The organism is Streptomyces sp. NPDC086554, assembly GCF_040686095.1.
Lineage (GTDB): Bacteria > Actinomycetota > Actinomycetes > Streptomycetales > Streptomycetaceae > Streptomyces.
The window spans coordinates 22,847-40,056 of the sequence record NZ_JBFBJK010000036.1 but is presented as its reverse complement, the minus strand read 5'-3'; the positions used below and the strand labels follow the sequence as shown (position 1 = coordinate 40,056).

16 protein-coding genes and 3 pseudogenes are annotated in these 17,210 nt (G+C 71.2%); 13 read left to right on the top strand and 6 right to left on the bottom strand.

Annotation, left to right across the window (positions count from 1 at the left end):
- Nucleotides 1-6: 6 nt before the first annotated feature.
- From AB0O76_RS39175 to AB0O76_RS39165, 3 genes and pseudogenes are all read right to left on the bottom strand, one after another.
- A complete protein-coding gene (locus AB0O76_RS39175; protein WP_365501650.1) occupies nt 7-1,311 on the bottom strand; it encodes a phytase in 1,305 nt (434 codons plus the stop codon).
- 289 nt (nt 1,312-1,600) lie between these two features.
- Nucleotides 1,601-1,672, bottom strand: a pseudogene (locus AB0O76_RS39170) (MerR family transcriptional regulator); the annotation flags it as partial.
- A 125-nt stretch (nt 1,673-1,797) separates the two neighbouring features.
- Nucleotides 1,798-3,279 (bottom strand): amidase family protein, encoded by a 1,482-nt coding sequence (locus AB0O76_RS39165; protein ID WP_365501648.1) that lies wholly within the window; start codon nt 3,277-3,279, stop codon nt 1,798-1,800.
- 173 nt (nt 3,280-3,452) lie between these two features.
- Here AB0O76_RS39165 and AB0O76_RS39160 point away from each other — a divergent pair, with 173 nt between their 5' ends.
- From AB0O76_RS39160 to AB0O76_RS39130, 7 genes are all read left to right on the top strand, one after another.
- The gene (locus AB0O76_RS39160) at nt 3,453-3,995 is read left to right on the top strand and encodes an FABP family protein (protein ID WP_365501646.1); all 543 of its coding nucleotides are present in this window, start codon (nt 3,453-3,455) and stop codon (nt 3,993-3,995) included.
- A 95-nt stretch (nt 3,996-4,090) separates the two neighbouring features.
- A complete protein-coding gene (locus tag AB0O76_RS39155; RefSeq protein ID WP_365501644.1) occupies nt 4,091-5,536 on the top strand; it encodes a glyceraldehyde-3-phosphate dehydrogenase in 1,446 nt (481 codons plus the stop codon).
- Between the two features lie 410 nt (nt 5,537-5,946).
- On the top strand, nt 5,947-6,132 hold the full coding sequence (locus AB0O76_RS39150; RefSeq protein WP_365501642.1) for a hypothetical protein: 186 nt from the start codon (nt 5,947-5,949) through the stop codon (nt 6,130-6,132).
- Between the two features lie 23 nt (nt 6,133-6,155).
- Nucleotides 6,156-6,845, top strand: coding sequence for a hypothetical protein (locus AB0O76_RS39145; protein WP_365501640.1), 690 nt, complete (start codon nt 6,156-6,158; stop codon nt 6,843-6,845).
- Nucleotides 6,842-7,801, top strand: a complete 960-nt coding sequence (locus AB0O76_RS39140; RefSeq protein ID WP_365501638.1) for a hypothetical protein — start codon at nt 6,842-6,844, stop codon at nt 7,799-7,801. Before AB0O76_RS39145 ends, AB0O76_RS39140 begins: the two co-directional genes overlap by 4 nt.
- A 5-nt stretch (nt 7,802-7,806) precedes the next feature.
- Nucleotides 7,807-8,718: a hypothetical protein gene (locus AB0O76_RS39135; RefSeq protein ID WP_365501726.1), complete on the top strand. Its 912-nt coding sequence runs from the start codon at nt 7,807-7,809 to the stop codon at nt 8,716-8,718.
- Nucleotides 8,718-9,788: a serine hydrolase domain-containing protein gene (locus AB0O76_RS39130; protein WP_365501636.1), complete on the top strand. Its 1,071-nt coding sequence runs from the start codon at nt 8,718-8,720 to the stop codon at nt 9,786-9,788. Before AB0O76_RS39135 ends, AB0O76_RS39130 begins: the two co-directional genes overlap by 1 nt.
- Before the next feature lie 475 nt (nt 9,789-10,263).
- Here the strand turns inward: AB0O76_RS39130 and AB0O76_RS39125 are convergent.
- Nucleotides 10,264-10,356 (bottom strand): annotated as a pseudogene (locus tag AB0O76_RS39125) (hypothetical protein); the annotation flags it as partial.
- Between the two features lie 288 nt (nt 10,357-10,644).
- On the opposite strand from AB0O76_RS39125, the gene AB0O76_RS39120 reads away from it, so the two are divergent.
- From AB0O76_RS39120 to AB0O76_RS39105, 4 genes and pseudogenes are all read left to right on the top strand, one after another.
- A complete protein-coding gene (locus AB0O76_RS39120) occupies nt 10,645-11,763 on the top strand; it encodes a Gfo/Idh/MocA family oxidoreductase (RefSeq protein ID WP_365501634.1) in 1,119 nt (372 codons plus the stop codon).
- Nucleotides 11,760-12,674, top strand: coding sequence for a PmoA family protein (locus AB0O76_RS39115; RefSeq protein ID WP_365501632.1), 915 nt, complete (start codon nt 11,760-11,762; stop codon nt 12,672-12,674). The genes AB0O76_RS39120 and AB0O76_RS39115 overlap by 4 nt, the downstream gene beginning before the upstream one ends.
- Complete coding sequence (locus AB0O76_RS39110; protein WP_365501630.1) at nt 12,668-13,414, top strand: cupin; 747 nt, start codon at nt 12,668-12,670, stop codon at nt 13,412-13,414. The genes AB0O76_RS39115 and AB0O76_RS39110 overlap by 7 nt, the downstream gene beginning before the upstream one ends.
- A 193-nt stretch (nt 13,415-13,607) precedes the next feature.
- Nucleotides 13,608-13,804, top strand: a pseudogene (locus AB0O76_RS39105) (ABC transporter permease); the annotation flags it as partial.
- Between the two features lie 77 nt (nt 13,805-13,881).
- Here AB0O76_RS39105 and AB0O76_RS39100 read toward each other — a convergent pair.
- Complete coding sequence (locus AB0O76_RS39100) at nt 13,882-14,772, bottom strand: NAD(P)H-binding protein (protein ID WP_365501628.1); 891 nt, start codon at nt 14,770-14,772, stop codon at nt 13,882-13,884.
- A gap of 199 nt (nt 14,773-14,971) precedes the next feature.
- Here AB0O76_RS39100 and AB0O76_RS39095 point away from each other — a divergent pair, with 199 nt between their 5' ends.
- On the top strand, nt 14,972-15,805 hold the full coding sequence (locus AB0O76_RS39095; RefSeq protein WP_365501626.1) for a LysR family transcriptional regulator: 834 nt from the start codon (nt 14,972-14,974) through the stop codon (nt 15,803-15,805).
- Between the two features lie 64 nt (nt 15,806-15,869).
- Complete coding sequence (locus AB0O76_RS39090; RefSeq protein WP_365501624.1) at nt 15,870-16,232, top strand: DUF952 domain-containing protein; 363 nt, start codon at nt 15,870-15,872, stop codon at nt 16,230-16,232.
- Nucleotides 16,233-16,259: 27 nt separating this feature from the next.
- On the opposite strand, the gene AB0O76_RS39085 is transcribed toward AB0O76_RS39090, so the two are convergent.
- Nucleotides 16,260-17,138: an alpha/beta hydrolase gene (locus AB0O76_RS39085; RefSeq protein WP_365501622.1), complete on the bottom strand. Its 879-nt coding sequence runs from the start codon at nt 17,136-17,138 to the stop codon at nt 16,260-16,262.
- Between the last annotated feature and the right edge of the window lie 72 nt (nt 17,139-17,210).

Below are 17,210 nucleotides of genomic sequence, written 5' to 3'. Positions count from 1 at the left end.
GCGCGATCAGTCGTCGACGGCGTCAAGGACGGCACCGAGATCCACGAACTTGAAGTTGGTGGAGGGGCGTTCACCGTCCCCGGGGGCATCGTGCCCGTCCTGCACGACGAGCAGCCCGTTCGGATACCTGGCCCCCAGCGGGGCGTTCAGCGCGGCGGCGCCGTCGCACTCCTCCGAGCCGTCGACGCCGGACGCGGCGGCGGTGACGCGGAATCCGCCCTCGTACTCGTTGGCGTCGGACACCTCGCGGTCGTAGGCGGCGAAGGTGTTGTCGCCCTGGCTGGAAGCCAGGAGGTAGCCGTCGCCGTCCGACTCGTTCACCAGGGTCAGGCCCTCGACGTCGGCGGACATGCGGGTGCCGCCGTAGCCCGGGTCGGTGCCCGGGGTGCACTCCTCGGTCTCCTCGTCGTACGTGCCCGGGACGCCGAACTCGCGGACCTTGTCGACGAGTTGCGGCTTGCCGGTCAGGTCGGCGGGCATCCGCCAGATGCCGACGTCCTCCTGGCCCGCATACAGCGTGCCGTTGGCCGGGTCGACCACCATGCCCTCCACTTGCGGGAGTTCACCCGGCTCGCCACAAGGGGACCACGAACTCCCATTGGGCAGGCGGAAGTCGGCCGGCAGGTCCAGGGTGCGGATCTTGCGGTAGCCGACCGTGCCGCCGGCGCCGGGCGTGAGCTCAAGGAGTGCGATGCCGGTGCGCTCGCGGCGGCTGACCAGGGCGTAGGAGCGGCTCGTGGCCTTGTCGGTCCAGGTGGCGAGTCCGTACGCGGTGCGCTGCTCGTCGATCTCGGCCTGCGAGGAGGAGAAGACCGGCGCCGCGGCCGGGTCCGTGACATCGGTGAGCGGGCCGCCGGCTCGGTCGCGGTCGATGCGGTAGAAGCGCAGCCGGTCGCTGCCGCGGTCGCTGGTGACGGCGAGATCGGCCCGGCCCGAGGTCAGCCGCAGACCGTGCACGAGGTCGACGTTGTTGAACCGGCCGGGCGCGTGGTCGGGCCCAGGAGCGGCGGGCGCGGGCACCGACTGCACCTCGCGCGCGTCCAGGTCGTACGCGCGCAGACCGCCCTGCTTGGCGGTGGCGATCACCAGACTGCGCCCCGGATCGGCCGCGTTGCGCCAGATCGCCGGATCGTCCGCGTCGGCATCACCGCCCGCCTCGTCGTCGTGCAGCGCGGGCGTCTCGGAATGCGGCGTGACGGCGGGCAGCGGCGATGCGGCCAGGGCCTGGAAGGGCACGGCGGTGGCGGCGAGCGCCGCGACCGCCGTGACGAGGGCGAGCCGTGCCGACCGGGCGCTGCTGGACGTGACCACGTGGGGGACTCCTTCATGTCGGAGAGGTGCAGAGAGGCGGCAGTTGTGAGGGACGGCAGTGGTGAGGGGGTCGGGAGCAAGGCAGGGAGAGTGTGTGTCCCGCGTATGAAGTCTTGCCCGGAGGTAACGCGTCCGTGTCGTGTGCGAGACGTGAACGGAAGGAGCTGCAGGGCTACTTGGCGCATCCGCCGCATGGGTTCACGCTGACGCGGCGGTCGTTGCTGTGCCGCGACGCGCCCCCGGCGAAGGGCGCGGAGTCCGCCAGGAGCGCGAGTCCGCCGCCTCCTGGGGACCGATCGACGTGTACGTTCGTCGACTTGACGCGTGCGGTGACGGTGACCCCGACCGCGAGGCCGAGCTCTCTTCGACCGCCTCCTGGGTCACCACCGACGTCTGCGGAGTGTCGTCATCGGGCCCATGCCCCCTCCGCCGCGAACCGCCCGAGGCCGACGCCGTCGATCACCCGGTTCCCCGAGCCGCGTCAGATCACAGCCGCGGCTCCAAGTGCGCCCAGGGCGCGGCCCCTTCGAGCTGGGTGGCCAGGGCGAGGAGTGGCCCCTCGCTGCCCAGCGGGCCCACGAACTGCACGCCCAGGGGCAGACCTTCCGGCGTGCGGTAGAGCGGCACCGACATGGCCGGACGGCCGGTGATGTTGGCGAGCTGCGTGAAGGGGTTCGGGGCCAGGTTCTCCACCACCGCCCGCCGCCACAGCCGGGTCTTGCTGAGCCGGCCCGTCATGCCCGCCTTCAGCAGCCCCGCACCGACCTTCCGCGTCAGCCACGGCGTGTCCAGCTCGCCGACGCGGACCGGCGCACGGCCCAGAGTCGGGGTGAGCAGCAGGTCGTAGCGCTCGTGGAAGGCGGCAAGGCGGCGGTTGTAGGTGTTCCAGCGGGCGTGCCTGACGGTGTACTCCGTTGCGCTCACCGCGTTGCCCGCCGCGGCGACGAGGCGGGTGTCGAGTTCGAAGCGGTCGTCGTCGGCGCCGGTGCGGTGCTGGATCTCCGCCATCGTCGCGGCCTCCGCCACCGCGTACATCGACATGAAGTCGTCGGCAAGGCACACCCCGTCGATGTGCGGCTCGGCCTCCTCGACGTCGTGACCGAGCCCGGTGAGCACCTTGACGGCGAGGTCGACGGCCTCCACCGCCTCCCGTGACACGGGAGTGCCGATGGGGGAGCGGGTGCTGACACCGATGCGGAGCCTGCCCGGCGTGCGGCGGGCCAGTTCCGCGTACGAGGTGTCGGGGCGCTCGGCCAGGAACGGCCCGCCGGGATCGGGTCGGGTGGTGAGCGTGTCCAGGAGGGCCGCGCTGTCGCGGACCGTACGGGAGACGACGCCGTTGCTCGCGGCGCCCATCAGGAGCTCGGCGTGGCCGGGACCCGCGGGCACCAGGCCGCGCCCCGGCTTGAGGCCGAACAGGCCGCAGCACGCTGCGGGGATGCGGATCGAGCCGCCGCCGTCGTTCGCCCCTGCCGCCGGGACGATGCCCGCGGCCACCGCCGCGGCGGAGCCGCCGGACGAACCGCCCGGCGTGTGGGCGAGGTTCCAGGGGTTGCGGGTCGCGCCCGTGACCTCCGGCTCGGTGATGCCCTTGATGCCGAACTCGGGGACATTGGTCTGCCCGAAGATCACCAGGCCCGCCTCGAGCCAGCGCCGCACCACCTCGCTGTGCTCGGCGGCGACATCCGCCTGGGTGGCGCGGGAGCCGCGTCCGGTGGGCCGGCCCGCGTAGTCCTGCATCAAGTCCTTGATCAGGAACGGCACTCCGGCGAGCGGCCCGGAGAGCTCCCGGGCGGCGCGTTCGCGGGCGATGTCGTGCATCGGCCGGATGATCGCGTTGATCTTCCCATTCACGGCCTCGGAACGGCTGACGGCCGCCTCCAGGAGTTCGCCCGGCGTGACCTCGCCCCGGGCCACCAACTCGGCGAGACCGACCGCGTCGTGAGCCCTGTAGTCGCCGTACTCCACCGCGTACCCCCTGAGAGCCAGAAGTCATGGTCCCGTGGAGCGTAGATCGTGGACGGCCTGTCGAGGAATGGGCCGGTGCCTCCCGCCGCCGGGCGGGCCGCCGCCCTAGGCTTCCCCCGGCACCGGCACCGGCACCGGCACCGGCACCGACCCCGACCCAAGGAGCGCACCCCGTGTTCGACCCCGCACCCGAGTACCCCTACCCCGACGCCCACCGGTCGGACGAGAAGCCCGCGCCGCACGCTCTGCTCGCGCCCGTGCTCGGGTTCCTGGGGACCTGGCACGGCCGGGGCGAAGGCGAGTACCCGACCATCGACGGGGACTTCACATACGCGCAGGAAGTCACCTTCAGTCACGACGGCCGCCCCTTCCTGCACTACGAGGCGCGGGCCTGGCTGCTCGACGCGGACGGGGCGCCGCTGTGTCCTTCGGCCCGGGAGAGCGGCTGGTGGCGGCTGCAGCCCGACGGCCGGGTGGAGGCGCTGATCACCCAGCCCACCGGTATCGCGGAGATCGCGGTCGGGTACGCGGCCGACGGCGCGGTCGATCTCTCGACCAGCGAAGTGGCGATCACCCCTACCGCCAAGAAGGTCGACGCCACCCGCCGCCGCTACACGCTGGCCGGTGACGGCACGCTCACCTTCCTCCACGACCTCGCGGCGGTCGGCCAGCCCTTGCAGCACCACCTCTCCGCACACCTGCGCCGCAAGCCGTAGGGCGGGCGCGGGGCGGCGCTGTGACGCACCCCATTGAAAGATCAAAGTGACCAGGGGTTACCATATGAGCGCCGCCTAGCTCGAAAGATAAACCTGTGACTGTCAATGACGACTCGTTCACCAACTGGAAAAACCGCGAGGAGATCGCGGAGTCGATGATCCCGATCATCGGGAAGCTGCACCGTGAGCGGGACGTGACGATCCTGCTGCACAGCCGCTCCTTGGTGAACAAGTCGGTGGTCAGCATCCTGAAGACGCACCGCTTCGCCCGGCAGATAGCCGGTGAGGAACTTTCGGTCACCGAGACGCTGCCGTTCCTGCAGGCTCTCACCACGCTCGATCTCGGCCCGTCCCAGATCGACATCGGCATGCTCGCCGCGACGTACAAGAGCGACGACCGCGGTCTCACGGTGGAGCAGTTCACCGCCGAGGCCGTCGCCGGTGCCACGGGTGCCAACAAGATCGAGTGCCAGGAGGGCCGCGACGTCGTCCTCTACGGCTTCGGCCGTATCGGCCGCCTCGTCGCCCGCCTGCTCATCGAGAAGGCCGGTTCCGGCAACGGACTGCGGCTGCGCGCCATCGTCGTGCGCGGCGGAGGCGACCAGGATCTGGTCAAGCGCGCCTCGCTGCTGCGCCGCGACTCGATCCACGGCCAGTTCCAGGGCACCATCACCGTCGACGAGGCGACCAGCACGATCCTCGCCAACGGCAACGCGATCAAGGTGATCTACGCCAACGACCCGTCCGAGGTCGACTACACGGCGTACGGCATCAAGGACGCCATCCTCATCGACAACACGGGCAAGTGGCGCGACCGCGAGGGTCTCTCCAAGCACCTGCGTCCCGGCATCGACAAGGTCGTCCTGACCGCCCCGGGCAAGGGTGACGTCCCGAACATCGTGCACGGCGTCAACCACGACACGATCAAGCCCGACGAGCAGATCCTGTCCTGCGCCTCGTGCACCACGAACGCGATCGTCCCGCCGCTGAAGGCCATGGACGACGAGTACGGCGTGCTGCGCGGCCACGTGGAGACCGTCCACTCGTTCACGAACGACCAGAACCTGCTTGACAACTACCACAAGGCCGACCGTCGCGGCCGCTCCGCGCCGCTGAACATGGTCATCACCGAGACCGGTGCCGCCTCGGCCGTCGCCAAGGCGCTCCCGGACCTCAAGGCGCCGATCACCGGCAGCTCGATCCGCGTCCCCGTCCCGGACGTCTCGATCGCCATCCTGAGCCTGCGCCTGGGCCGCGAGACCAGCCGCGACGAGGTCCTTGAGTACCTCCGCGACGTCTCGCTGCACTCGCCGCTCAAGCGTCAGATCGACTTCACCACCGCCCCCGACGCCGTCTCCATGGACTTCGTCGGCTCGCGTCACGCCTCGATCGTCGACGCCGGTGCCACCAAGGTCGACGGCGACAACGCGATCCTCTACCTCTGGTACGACAACGAGTTCGGCTACTCGTGCCAGGTCATCCGGGTCGTCCAGACCGTCTCCGGGGTGGAGTACCCGACGTACCCGGTCCCGCAGGTCTGATCCGTCTGATCCAGAAGGTCCAGAGGCCCACAGGGTCCGAAAGGCCCGGAGCACGACCGGTCCGGTGTCCCGCGCGGCGGGGCACCGGACCGGCGTCGTTCAGGCGATCGTCTGGGCCCAGGTCACGCAGGGCGAATGGCAATGGGCACCCATGCTCCGGAGCCGGCGAATTCCTCACTCGCCCTCTGCGCACCGACGTCCCCATCACGAGCCGCCCGTTTCGCCACTTCGGGCGACCATCAGTTCTCCAACTCGCGTGGGGCGATCGAGAGTGCCACGATGAAAACGACCATCCAAGCTCCTTTGCTCTGCAAAGGGTGTTGACACTCCGCGCAACGGCAAGGAGCTTCGTCTGTTTGGGATCACCCCGATGCGGATCGTGTATCCCATCGACAAAGGGAGTCGATCGTATGGCTACGGATCGCACTGCGCAGGTCGAGACGGCGGCTCTGGCTGCCGAGGTCGACGAACTGCTGCAACCCGCTGAGCCGGACGGCGCCTACCGCGATACCCGCGAGTGTGGAGGCGGGCTGCTGCTGGCTGGGCTGCTCCTGATCTCGCCGCCGGCGCCCAGGCCCAAGGCCGACCCTCGTTGAAGGGAAAGGCGTTGGCTGAACAGGTGCAGGGACCAGTCCCGCTGAGCGCTGTGATCGCCGATGCCGCAACCGGGGTCGCCCTCGCCCTGCGCGGTGAGGGCGACCCTTATGCGTTGTCCGGCATCCTGCGGCAGGGGGACCCGCTGACCCCGGCCGCGGTCCGGGTGCTCGGTGCCGATGCGCTCGCGCCGTACGCCATGGAGCACCTGGCGGTGCCCTTCGGTGCGGACGACGAAGCGGTGGTTCGGCAGGCTCTCGCGGCCTTTCCGCCGAGGGCCGACGCCTCGGAGGTCTCGGTGTGGACCTACCGGGGCCTGGTAGAGGCCGCCCAGGCGTTCCTGCCCGGAGGAGGACGGCAGTGGCCGTCCGTGCCCGAGGCCGAGACCGGCTGGGCCGAGAGCGTTGCCTGGCCGAAGCTGTCGCACCGGGTGTCACAGCTCGCCGCACTCGCGCTTCCGGGCCTTGCGCCCGGTCTCGCCGAGCACTTGGCCGCCCGTACCGACGACCTTTCGCGCGGTTTTGTCCGAGCGGTCCGCCGCCGGGACTGGCTGCAGGCGGCCGGCCTGGGCCGCTGGCTGGCCCGGCTGCCCGACGTACCGCTGACTCTGGGGCTGGACAGCGGGCTTGCGTTCGTCCGCCAGATGGGCGGCGGCGACCCGCAGGTGACGCTGCATGTCGTGGCCGCCCAGCGTTTCCACGGGCGGGGCTTGTGACCGCCGGTCACAGCGACCTCGGGCTGCTGGACCACCTGGCCCGCGGCAGCCTGGGATGGCTGGACAGGGAGCGCGAGTCCTTCCGCCTGCCCCCGGACGTGACGACCAGTGCCGACCCCAACCTGACCCTCAAACCGCTCGGCGAACTCGCCGAACTGACCCAACTGATCGGGGTGTTGCATCCGCTGGACGAGATCCGGCTGACCGCCCGCGGACTGTTCGCGTTCGCCTGGAACGAGACCGGGGACGGCGAGCTGTTCGCCGACCTGATCCGCGCAGAGCCGTTCGCCACCTATCCGGTGGAGCTCTACGGGGTCTTCGCCCGGGCGGGGCTGCGCCACGCCGAGGTCGACGGCCTGCTGCGGACGACCACCCGGCTGTGCGGCTGGCGGGTGGCGCGCGAGGACCATACCCGTACGCTCGGCGTGCTCAACGCGGAGCGGCGGATCGGGCTGCGGCAGCACGCCGACTTCTCCGCCGTACTGGCGCTGACCGGTCTCGGCCGGCTGGCGGAGCCCTGGGCGCTGGATCGCAAGGCGGCCTACGGGGTGACCCATGACGTCTTCCACCTCACCGACTGGGGGCGCAACCGGCAGCGACTGTCCCCCGAACTCGCCGGCTATCTACGGCTGTGGCTCCCCGCCTGGCTTGAGAACTGGCTGGACGAGCAGCTGTGGGACCTGGCGGGCGAGCTGCTGGCCGTGACGGCCTGTCTGCCGAAGGCCCCGTACGATCCGGCGGCCTGGCAGCGGCTTGCGGACGTGCAGGCGGCCGACGGCAGCGTGCCCCAGAGGGGCGCGGCACCGGCCTCGGGCGACCCTGGCGCGCTCTTCACGGCCTGCTACCACTCCACCCTGGTGACCGCGTTTGCCGCCGCCCTCGCCCGAATCGCCTCCGACGACGCCAGGAGCGCAGGTGGCCGGGCGGGCTCCTGCGAAAGCGAGAGTGCCCTGTGACCGTGATGGCCGCGTCCCCCGCCCTGCTGCACGGGGTCGGCGACCGGGCCCTGGCCTGGCTCGACGACCACCGTGAGTACTTCAGGCTGACCCCCGACGACTTCGTCGACAACGCCGCCCTCGTCGAACGGCTCAAGCCCGTCGGTGAGCTGGCACTCAATATGCGGGTGCTGTTCCGGGAGGGGGTGGCCGGCTCCCGGCAGCAGGTCCGCGCCGGGAAGTTGCTGGACTTCGCCTGGAGGGAGCTGCTCGACGGCGGCAATGTGCTGGCCCGGCTCCAGTACGACGAGCCGGTGTCGCCCGTACCGCTGGAGATCTATGCGACCTTCCACGAGCTGGGCCACCACCATCCGGGTCTTGAGACCGCGGTGCGGGCCGGCCGACGCACCCTCACCTGGACGGCGCTGGAGATGATGCCCAACCGGCGGCTCGGTGTCCTCAACGCGGAGCGCAGGCTGGGCCTGGTACCCAGTGCCGATTTCGACGAGGCGGTCGCCCGCACCTGGCTGGGGCAGTTGCCCGAGCCGTGGACGGTGCAGCTGCCCATCGGCTACGACATCACGCACAGCGTCTTCCACCTCACCAACTGGGGCGAGTTCCCGGAGCAGATCCCGCCTGGGATCGCCGACTACCTCACGTGCTATCTGCCGGCTTGGATGGATGACTGGGCGGAGCTGGAACACTGGGATCTGCTGGGTGAACTCCTCGTCGTCGACGCCTGTCTGCCGCGGTCCACACTGGACGCGGGGCTGTGGGAGCGCTACGCCGCCGCGCAGACGGACTCCGGTGCGATGCCCATCCAGGGCGGAATGCCGCAGGGCGATCCGGCGCGCGTCTTCGACCTGGTCCACCACCCCACCCTGGTCGCCACGTTCGCCTCCGCGATGGCCACCTCCCGGGCGATGTCCGCTCCCTGATGACCTCGGAACACGGCGCCGCGCTCGCCGACCGCCTCGCGGACGCGGTCGCCCATATCGATGCCCCGGACATCGTGGTCGCCGTCACCCGGCGCGGCGTGCGTACCGTGCTCACCGGGGGGTCCGCGCTGTCGCCGCCGACACCGCGCCATGCGCTGCGCTACGAACTGGGCTCGGTGTCCAAGACCTTCACCGTGCTGCTGCTGGCCGAGCTGGCCAGGGCCGGCGTGCTCGCCCTGGACGATCCGCTCGCCGCCCATCTGCCGGACCTGCCGCCGCTGCCGCATCCGCACTCGCGACAGATCACCCTGCGGCATCTGGCCACCCACACCTCGGGGCTGCCCCGGATCCCCACCGACTTGGTCGCCGGTGCGCTGCTGCGTCCGTACGATGACGGGTACGCCGCCTACGACACCGAGCGGCTGCTGCGCACCTTCGCCCGCACCCGGCCCCGGTACCAGCCGGGCACCCGCTGGCGGTACTCCAACTTCGGTCTTGCGCTGCTCGGCCCGGCCATGTCCCACGCTGCGGGCGCCGGCTACCCCGCCCTGCTCAGGAACCACGTGCTGCACCCGCTCGGGCTCGCCGAAACCACCCTGGGCCCCGGGGCCACCGGTACCGACGCCGTCGGGCACCGTACGAACGGGGTGACGCCGGTGGGCAGCACCGCTATGGGCGCCTTCGTCGCCGCCGGCGCGGTCCGTTCCACCCCCGGCGATCTGCTCAGCTACCTCGAAGCGCACCTCGCCCCCGAGCACACACCGCTGTCCGGGCCGCTGCATGACGTCCAGATCCCGCTGCTGCGCCGCGGCTGGCGGCACCGCCACACCCACACCCTGACGTGGTATCACCATCCCGCTCCGCGCGGCCCGTTGATCTTCCACGTGGGAGCGACGCTCGGGCAGCAAGCATTCCTCGGCTACCACCCGGCGACGCACACCGGCCTTGTCGCACTGGCGACCCGGCGTGGCCGCACCTGCCGGATGATCGGCACCGCCTACGAGCTGCTGTACGCGCTGGCCGACGAGCGGCGGTGTGAACCGGGGCGGGCCAGGGGGACACCGACTTAGCTTGATGTTCGGCCTCGCGCCGGTCCGGTCCGCCGCGAGGCCGCAGCGCCGGCCAGAAGGGACGCCCCAGACACGTCCACCGTGCCTGAACGAGGACGTCAGGGTCTCCCAACAGCCCAAGGCCCTTAGCGCTCGCTCGTGATCCTGAGTCCCTGCCGCATGCGACAGGGAATGCGCAGGGCAGCAGGTATGCGGCGCCACCGTTGGTGGTTGGTATGCGGGGAAGCGGGTCGATGGCGGAACCGGGCGTCACGGGCTCCTTGGCGCCCGGGGCGGTTGCCCCCGCCGGCGCGGGCGCCGTGGTGCGGCAAGCACCGGGCGAGTGGTCGCGTCGCTGGCGGTGGGGATCCGTGCCGAGCCACCAGTTGACCAGGTCGAAGTGGTGGGTGGCCATGTGCACCATCAGGCCGTGCCCGGCGTCGAGGATGCGGCGGGCGCGGTCGGCGCTCGTGGTCATCGGCTTCTCCGTGACCACGTCGCAGCCCGCTTCGAGGGCGCGGACGATGTAGTGATCGTGGAGGTGGTCGACGGTGCAGACGACGAGGTCGATCCGTTCGCGGCGCAGCATCTCCTCGAAGTCCTCGGCGGCGTACGCCGGTACGGGCGGGCGGCGGGGGTGGTCGGCCGCGATCCAGTCGTTGTGGACGGCCATGCGGTGCGCGTTGACGTCGCAGAGAAGCTGGCAAGGTCGATCCGGTCCGGGTAGGGGCCGGCGAGTGTTTTGATTCGTTTCATTTCTTGCCGCCGGGGGGCTTGTCCTGACAATCGCGTCGTGCCTAGGGTCGCCATCGGAGCAAGCGCTTTCTGCCCCCGTGCACCGCCGTCCACCGCCGTCCACCGCCGTACGAGGAGACCCATGTCCTCCACCCCCACTCGCCTGCGGGCCGCCGTCGTCGGTACCGGCGGCATTGTCACCGGCAGTCATCTGCCTGCCCTGCGGGCCCATTCCGACCGGATCGAGCTGAGAGCTGCGGTCGATGTCGACCCCGCCCGGCTCGACGCGTTCCGCACCCGGGCCCGCGAGTCGGGCATGGACGTCGAGGGGTACGCGGATCTCGGCGCGATGCTCGACGGCGTACGCCCGGACCTGGTCCTGATCGGCACGCCGCCGTCGCTGCACCGGGCGCAGACCGTGGCTTCCCTGAAGGCGGGCGCCTGGGTGCTGTGCGAGAAGCCGCTGTGCCTCTCGCTCGCCGAGTACGACAAGATCGCCGCCGCCGAGGAGGCATCGGGAACGTACGCGTCGGTGGTCTTCCAGCACCGCTACGGCTCGGGCGCCGTCCACGCCCGCCAGTTGATCGCGAGCGGCGAGCTCGGCGTACCACGGGTCGCGCACTGCCAGACCACCTGGCACCGCGACAGCGACTACTACGCGGTGCCGTGGCGCGGCCGCTGGGAGAGCGAGGGCGGCGGCCCCACCATGGGGCACGGAATCCACCAGTTCGACCTGCTCCTTCATCTCCTCGGCGACTGGACCGAGATACGCGCCATGGCGGCCCGCCTGGTCCACGACACCGAGAGCGAGGACGTCTCGACCGCCCTGGTGCGGTTCGAGAGCGGCGCGCTCGCCACCGTCGTCAACAGCGTCCTCTCCCCGGACGAGGTCAGCCGCATCCGCGTCGACTGCGCCGACGCGACGGTCGAACTCACCCATTTGTACGGGTACTCCAACGACGACTGGGTCTACACCCCGGCCCCGCACGCGGACGCCGTGCGGGCTACCGCCTGGCGCACTCCCGCAGCCGATGTGCCGAGCTCGCACGCCGCCCAACTGGGTGCGCTCCTCGACGCGTACGAGCGGGGCGTACGGCCGCCGGGCAGCGGCCCGGACGCCCGCCGCACCCTCGAATTCGCCGCCGCGCTCTACAAGTCGGCGTTCACCAGACGGCCGGTGCGCGCGGGCGAGATCGCCGCCGACGACCCCTACTACCCGGCCATGCACGGCAGCCACCCCGACTGGAGCCCCCGGCGATGACGATTCAGGTCACCCACACCCACGGAGAGCGGATCACGGTCAGGTCCTGCGGCGTCGAACTGCTCAGCTACGTCTACGCGCCGGACCCGGACGCCTTCGAGGCCCGCAAGCCCTACATCCACCCCCTGCGCACCCTCGCCGGGCACCAGGTCTCCGGCTACCGGCCGAACGACCACCGCTGGCACAAGGGCCTCCAGATGACCGCGAGCCATCTGTCGGGGCAGAACTTCTGGGGCGGCAACTGCTATGTCCACGGCGAGGGTTACCTGGCGCTGCCGGACCGGGTCGGATCCATGCGGCACGACGGCTTCTCCGTCCTCGACGTCGAGCAGGACTGGCTAAGCCTTGCCGAGGACCTCACCTGGATCGAGAACGGCGGCCGGGAATGGGCCAGGGAACAGCGCGCCATCACCGTCCACTCGGTCGACGAGGAAGCAGGCTCGTACGCGGTCGACTGGTCGATCCGGCTGACCAACACCCGAGGAGAACCACTGCACTTCGGCTCGCCGACCACGGCCGGCCGTGAGATGGCCGGATACACGGGCCTGCAGTGGCGCGGACCGCGCGACTTCACCGGCGGGTCGGTCTTCGGCCCCGGCGACGCGCGGGGCGCGGGCGAGCTGATGGGCACCCAGGGCCCCTGGCTCGCCTTCACCGCCGAGCACGACGACGTCGACGCGCACTCCACGCTCGTCTTCGCGCACGCTCCCGAGAACGTCGACGCCGTCCATGCATCGCATTGGTTCGTACGCTCCGAACCCATCCCCACCGTCGCCTTCTCCTGGGCATTCTTCGAGGAGTTCGAGCTGGCCCCCGGCGCGTCCTTCGCCTACCGCTACCGCGTCGTGGTCGCGGACGGCGCCTGGGACCGCGACCGCGTCGCAACGCACCTGAAAGGACTGCCATGGTGAGCCTCCCGCACCCGCTGCCCGGAGCCGTCGGCCTCTCGCACCTCAGCGCCTATGACTGGGAGGCCGCCGACGGCGTCTGCGGCGGCAGCCCCCATCTGCACCTGGTGTGCACGGAGGCCTATGTCGTCACCGGCGGCCGCGGCGCCGTCCAGACCCTCAGCCCCGACGGCTACCGCGACGTCCCCCTGGAGGCGGGCTCGATCGCCTGGTTCACGCCGGGCACCGTGCACCGCATGGTGCAGGGCGGGGATCTGCGGATCACCGTGCTGATGCAGAACAGCGGCCTGCCCGAGGCCGGGGACGCGGTCTTCACCTTCCCGCCCGACGTGCTCGCCGACCCCGAACGGTACGCCGCGGCGGCACGGCTCCCCGTCAAGACGGGACCGGAGGCGGAGGCCGCCGCACGCAAACGCCGCGACCTGGCCGTCGAGGGGTATCTGCCGCTGCGCGATGCGCTCAGGGCCGAGGACAACGGCCCCTACCTGGAGTTCCAGCAGGCCGCGGCCCGCCTGGTCCGGGACAAGGTGCCCCGCTGGCGGGAGCTGTGGCGGGCGGGCGCGCTGGCCACGGCCGAGCGCACCGGCGCGCAGCTCGACGCTCTGGAGGCGGGCAGCGCCGACTACCTCGCAGGAGCGGGCTCGTACGACACCGCTCCCTCGCGGCGCGGCGGATACGGCATGTGCGGCCGCCGCGACGAGTACGAACTGCCGGGCACCACGCTCCCGTACCACGGCGAGTAACCGCCCCCGTCACCAGAAGCGCCCGTCAGGAACCAGAGAGGAGAGGCGTCATCGGCATGCCCGGAAACAGGACAAAGTGGTCCTGCGTGACGGTCGCGGTGCTCACGCTCAGCGCGCTGCTCACCGGCCGCGGCGGACCCAGGAAGCCGTCGCGCTGTTCGAGAAGGAACATCCCGGAGTCGAGGTGCTGATGTACGTCGTCATCACCGTGCCGCTGCAACTGGCACTCGCGCTGGGCGTCGCACTGGCCCTGAAGTCGATGAAGCGCGGCAAGGGCTTCTACCGTTCCGCCTTCTACGCTCCGCTCCCTCACTGCTCGGCGCCTCGATGTCCATCGCCCTGGTGTGGCGGGCGGTCTTCAACGACGGCGGGACGGCCGACAACCTCCTGTCGGACATCGGCATCCCGAACAAGCTCCCGGAGCTGACCGACGGCGGGGCAGGACTCCATCGCCCCCGAGGGGAAGGTCAATCGACGACTGCCGGCTTGAGTACGTCCTCGCACCACTGACGGAAGGTCGTGGGCGCCGTCTCGGGCGTGCTCGGCGCGGAGGCCCCGTAGTAGCCCTGGTCGTTCAGGGAATCCGTCATGTCGGCAAGGCCCTGCGCCCAGGCCTCGCTCGCCCCGAAGCCCACCATCGCCGCCTTGTAGTCGGCGCCGGTGGTCTGCTGCGCGCGCACCGGGCGGCCGATGACCTCGGAGACGACCTGTGCCAGGGCCTCGGGGGACAAGTCGTCGGGTCCGACCAGAGGGACGTCGGCCTGCCCGGCCCAGGCGGTGTCGAGCAGCAGCCGGGCCGCCGTGGCGGCGATGTCGCGGGTGGCGCAGGTGCGCAGGACGCGGTCCCGCGCCAGCGCAAGGCGGAGCGTTCCCGTGTCGCGGATCGACGAGGCCTGGCCCAGCAGATTCTCCATCAGGAACGGCGGGCACAGCGCCCGGTAGTGCGCGCCCATGGCCGCGATCGCCTCGTCCGCGGCGAGCGACGCCGAGATCTGCCCGGCGTTCTTCGCCACGCCCCGGCCCAGGGTCGAGACACCGACGACATGCGCGACACCCTCGTGCCCGATCACCTCGCGCAGCGGCTCGGTGAAGTCGCGGAAATGGCCCTCGACGCTGGCGGCCTGAGGCGTCGGAGGCACGAGCCAGAACAGGCGGTCGGCGCCCGCGCATGCCTCCTTCAGGACCGAGGGGTCGGCATGCGATCCCCGTACGACGTCTACGCGTTCGCGCGCCCGCTCGGAGAGACGGGCAGGGTCGCGGGCGATCACCCGGATCCGCGGGGCGCCGTCGGGGGCGTCGAGGAGACGGTCGAGGACCTGTCGGCCGATCTGCCCGGTCGGGGTGGTGACTACGATCATGGATAACTCCCAAAGTGGCGCAGCAAGTTGGCGCATCGGGTACGTGCTTCAGTAGGTGCTTCGAGTTGGTACGTAAGGGGGCTCCGGTGCGGTGCTTCCCCCCGATGTCGTCGAGCCTGCTGCGTCGCGCGCCCGAACTGAAGGATCGATCCGCTCCCGCTTGTTACCCTCAGGGCAATACCGACCGGAGGGGGAGCGAGTGGAGTCCCGCCCGCTGAGCTATTTCGTCGCCGTCGCCGAGGAGCTCAACTTCGCCCGCGCCGCAGAGCGCCTCGGCATCTCCCCGCCGCCCCTGTCCCGCGCGATCCGCCGCTTGGAGGCGGACCTTGGCGTCACCCTCTTCGAGCGGACCACCCACAGCGTGACGCTGACCCCGGCCGGAACGGTGCTGCTCACCGAGGCGAGGATCGCCCTCGATGCCCTGCAGGCCGCCGCTCGGCGGGCCCAGCGCGCGGCCTTCCCGGAACCGAAGCTGGTCCTGGCCGTCAAGGCCGACGGGGACGCGGGACTCCTGGAGCCGATCCTGGCGCGGCACGCGTCCGATCCTGCGGCCGTGCCCGTCGCCGTCCGGTTGTGCGCCTGGCACGAACAGCCGCGGCTCCTGCGCCAGGGCGAAGCCGATGTGGCCCTGGTGCACGAGCCCTTCGACCGCACCGGCCTGGACAGCGAGACGCTGGTCGCCGAACCGCGTGTCGTGGCCCTCGCCGCCACGCACCCCCTCGCCGGCAAGGACCGGGTGGCCCTCGCCGATCTCGGCCTGCGCCCCGGCGATGTGCACCGCTTCATCGACGAGACCCGCGGCCTGGGCCACGACCTGGCCCAACTCCTCACGCTTGTCGGCCTCGGCGACGTCACCCCCTTGTTCCCCACCTCCGTGGCCGACCGCTACCCACGGCCGGGCGTCGTCTACCGGCCGGTCACGGACGCACCGCCCGCGGTCCTCGCCATCGCCTGGCCGCAGCAGTCCCGCTCGACGGACGTGGCGGCACTCGTCCGTGCGGCCACGTCCGTGGCGGAGGCGGGGCGGGGATGAGGACGGTCGTCGGCGGACCCATCCAGGGACTGCCTTGTCATGACCGCTCCTGTATAACCGGCGCATGATCTACCACGCCGTGCCGCTCAGCGACTGGAGCGCCCTGCCCGACCGCCCGTACGCACCCGCATCGCTCGCGGAGGAAGGGTTCGTCCACTGCTCCCCTGACGACGCGACAACTCTGGCCGTCGTCAACGCCTTCTACCGCACCGCGCCGAGGCCGTTGCTGGTGCTGTGCCTCGACGAGGACCGTCTCACCGCCCGCGTGGAACGCGAGGCCGCGGCCCCCGCCCCGCCGCCCGGTGTCCCCCAAGGCACCCTGTTTCCCCATGTGTTCGGGCCCATCAACCGTGACGCCGTCGAGCGGATCCTGGAGGTCGAGTGGGATGAGGATGGCTTGGCGAGCGGATTGAAGCGGACGAGCTGACACACACCGCGAGAAGGCAGCGGACGGTCACCGCGCCAGCAGGTCCCGCAGCGCCTTGGCGATGTCGGCGGGAGCTTCCTCCGCCATGAAGTGACCGCACGAGACGGTGGAGTGGCGCAGGTCGGCCGCCCACGCTCCCCACAGCGCGGCCGCCTCGAAGCCGAGTGCGGCGCCCCAGTCCTGCTGGAGGACCGTGACGGGCATGGTCAGCCGGGTGCCCGCCGCGCGGTCGGCACGGTCGTGGTCGACGTCGATGCCCGCGGAAGCGCGGTAGTCCGCGACGATGGAGGGCACGGCCTCGCGGCAGGCCCGCAGATAGGCGGCGCGGATCTCGCCCGGGACGGCCTCAGGGTCCTTGGCCCACACGTCGAGGAAATGACCGAAGAACTCGTCCGCGCCGGCGGCGATCATCTGCTCGGGCAGTCCGGGCGGCTGGGCCATGAGGTACAGGTGAAAGCCGACGGCCGCGGCCGTGCCGTTCAGGGCCTCCCACATGTCGAGGGTGGGCAGTACGTCGAGGCAGGCCAGATGGGTGATCGCGTCCGGATGGTCGAGACCCGCACGGAAGGCCACCAGTGCTCCCCGGTCGTGACCGGCAAGCGCGAAGCGGTCGTGCCCCAGCGCCTTGGCCAGGGCGACGATGTCGCCTGCCATGGTCCGCTTGGAGTAGGTGTCGGGGCTCTCCTCCACGGGCTTGTCGCTGTCGCCGTAGCCGCGCAGGTCGGGGCAGACGACGGTGTGGTCGGCGGCGAGGTCGGCGGCGACATGGCGCCACATCAGGTGCGTCTGGGGGAAGCCGTGCAGCAGGACGACCGGCGGGCCCGAGCCGCCGACGGCCGCGGTGAGGGTGACGCCGTCGGCCACCGGCACGCGGTGGCGGTCGAATCCGTCGATGGTGGGTTCCATGGCTGCGCTCATTTCGATGGGGAGGGTTCTCGCAGGTCGGTGTCCCGGATGCGTCCCGGTCACGCGATGCGT

Bases quoted from the DNA above. Each gene is read 5' to 3' on its own strand.
- AB0O76_RS39120 (WP_365501634.1), top strand. From the start codon at position 10,645: ATGTCCTCCACCCCCACTCGCCTGCGGGCCGCCGTCGTCGGTACCGGC.
- AB0O76_RS39150 (WP_365501642.1), top strand. From the start codon at position 5,947: ATGGCTACGGATCGCACTGCGCAGGTCGAGACGGCGGCTCTGGCTGCC.
- AB0O76_RS39130 (WP_365501636.1), top strand. From the start codon at position 8,718: ATGACCTCGGAACACGGCGCCGCGCTCGCCGACCGCCTCGCGGACGCG.
- AB0O76_RS39135 (WP_365501726.1), top strand. From the start codon at position 7,807: ATGGCCGCGTCCCCCGCCCTGCTGCACGGGGTCGGCGACCGGGCCCTG.
- AB0O76_RS39100 (WP_365501628.1), bottom strand. From the start codon at position 14,772: ATGATCGTAGTCACCACCCCGACCGGGCAGATCGGCCGACAGGTCCTC.
- AB0O76_RS39110 (WP_365501630.1), top strand. From the start codon at position 12,668: ATGGTGAGCCTCCCGCACCCGCTGCCCGGAGCCGTCGGCCTCTCGCAC.
- AB0O76_RS39090 (WP_365501624.1), top strand. From the start codon at position 15,870: ATGATCTACCACGCCGTGCCGCTCAGCGACTGGAGCGCCCTGCCCGAC.
- AB0O76_RS39085 (WP_365501622.1), bottom strand. From the start codon at position 17,138: ATGGAACCCACCATCGACGGATTCGACCGCCACCGCGTGCCGGTGGCC.
- AB0O76_RS39115 (WP_365501632.1), top strand. From the start codon at position 11,760: ATGACGATTCAGGTCACCCACACCCACGGAGAGCGGATCACGGTCAGG.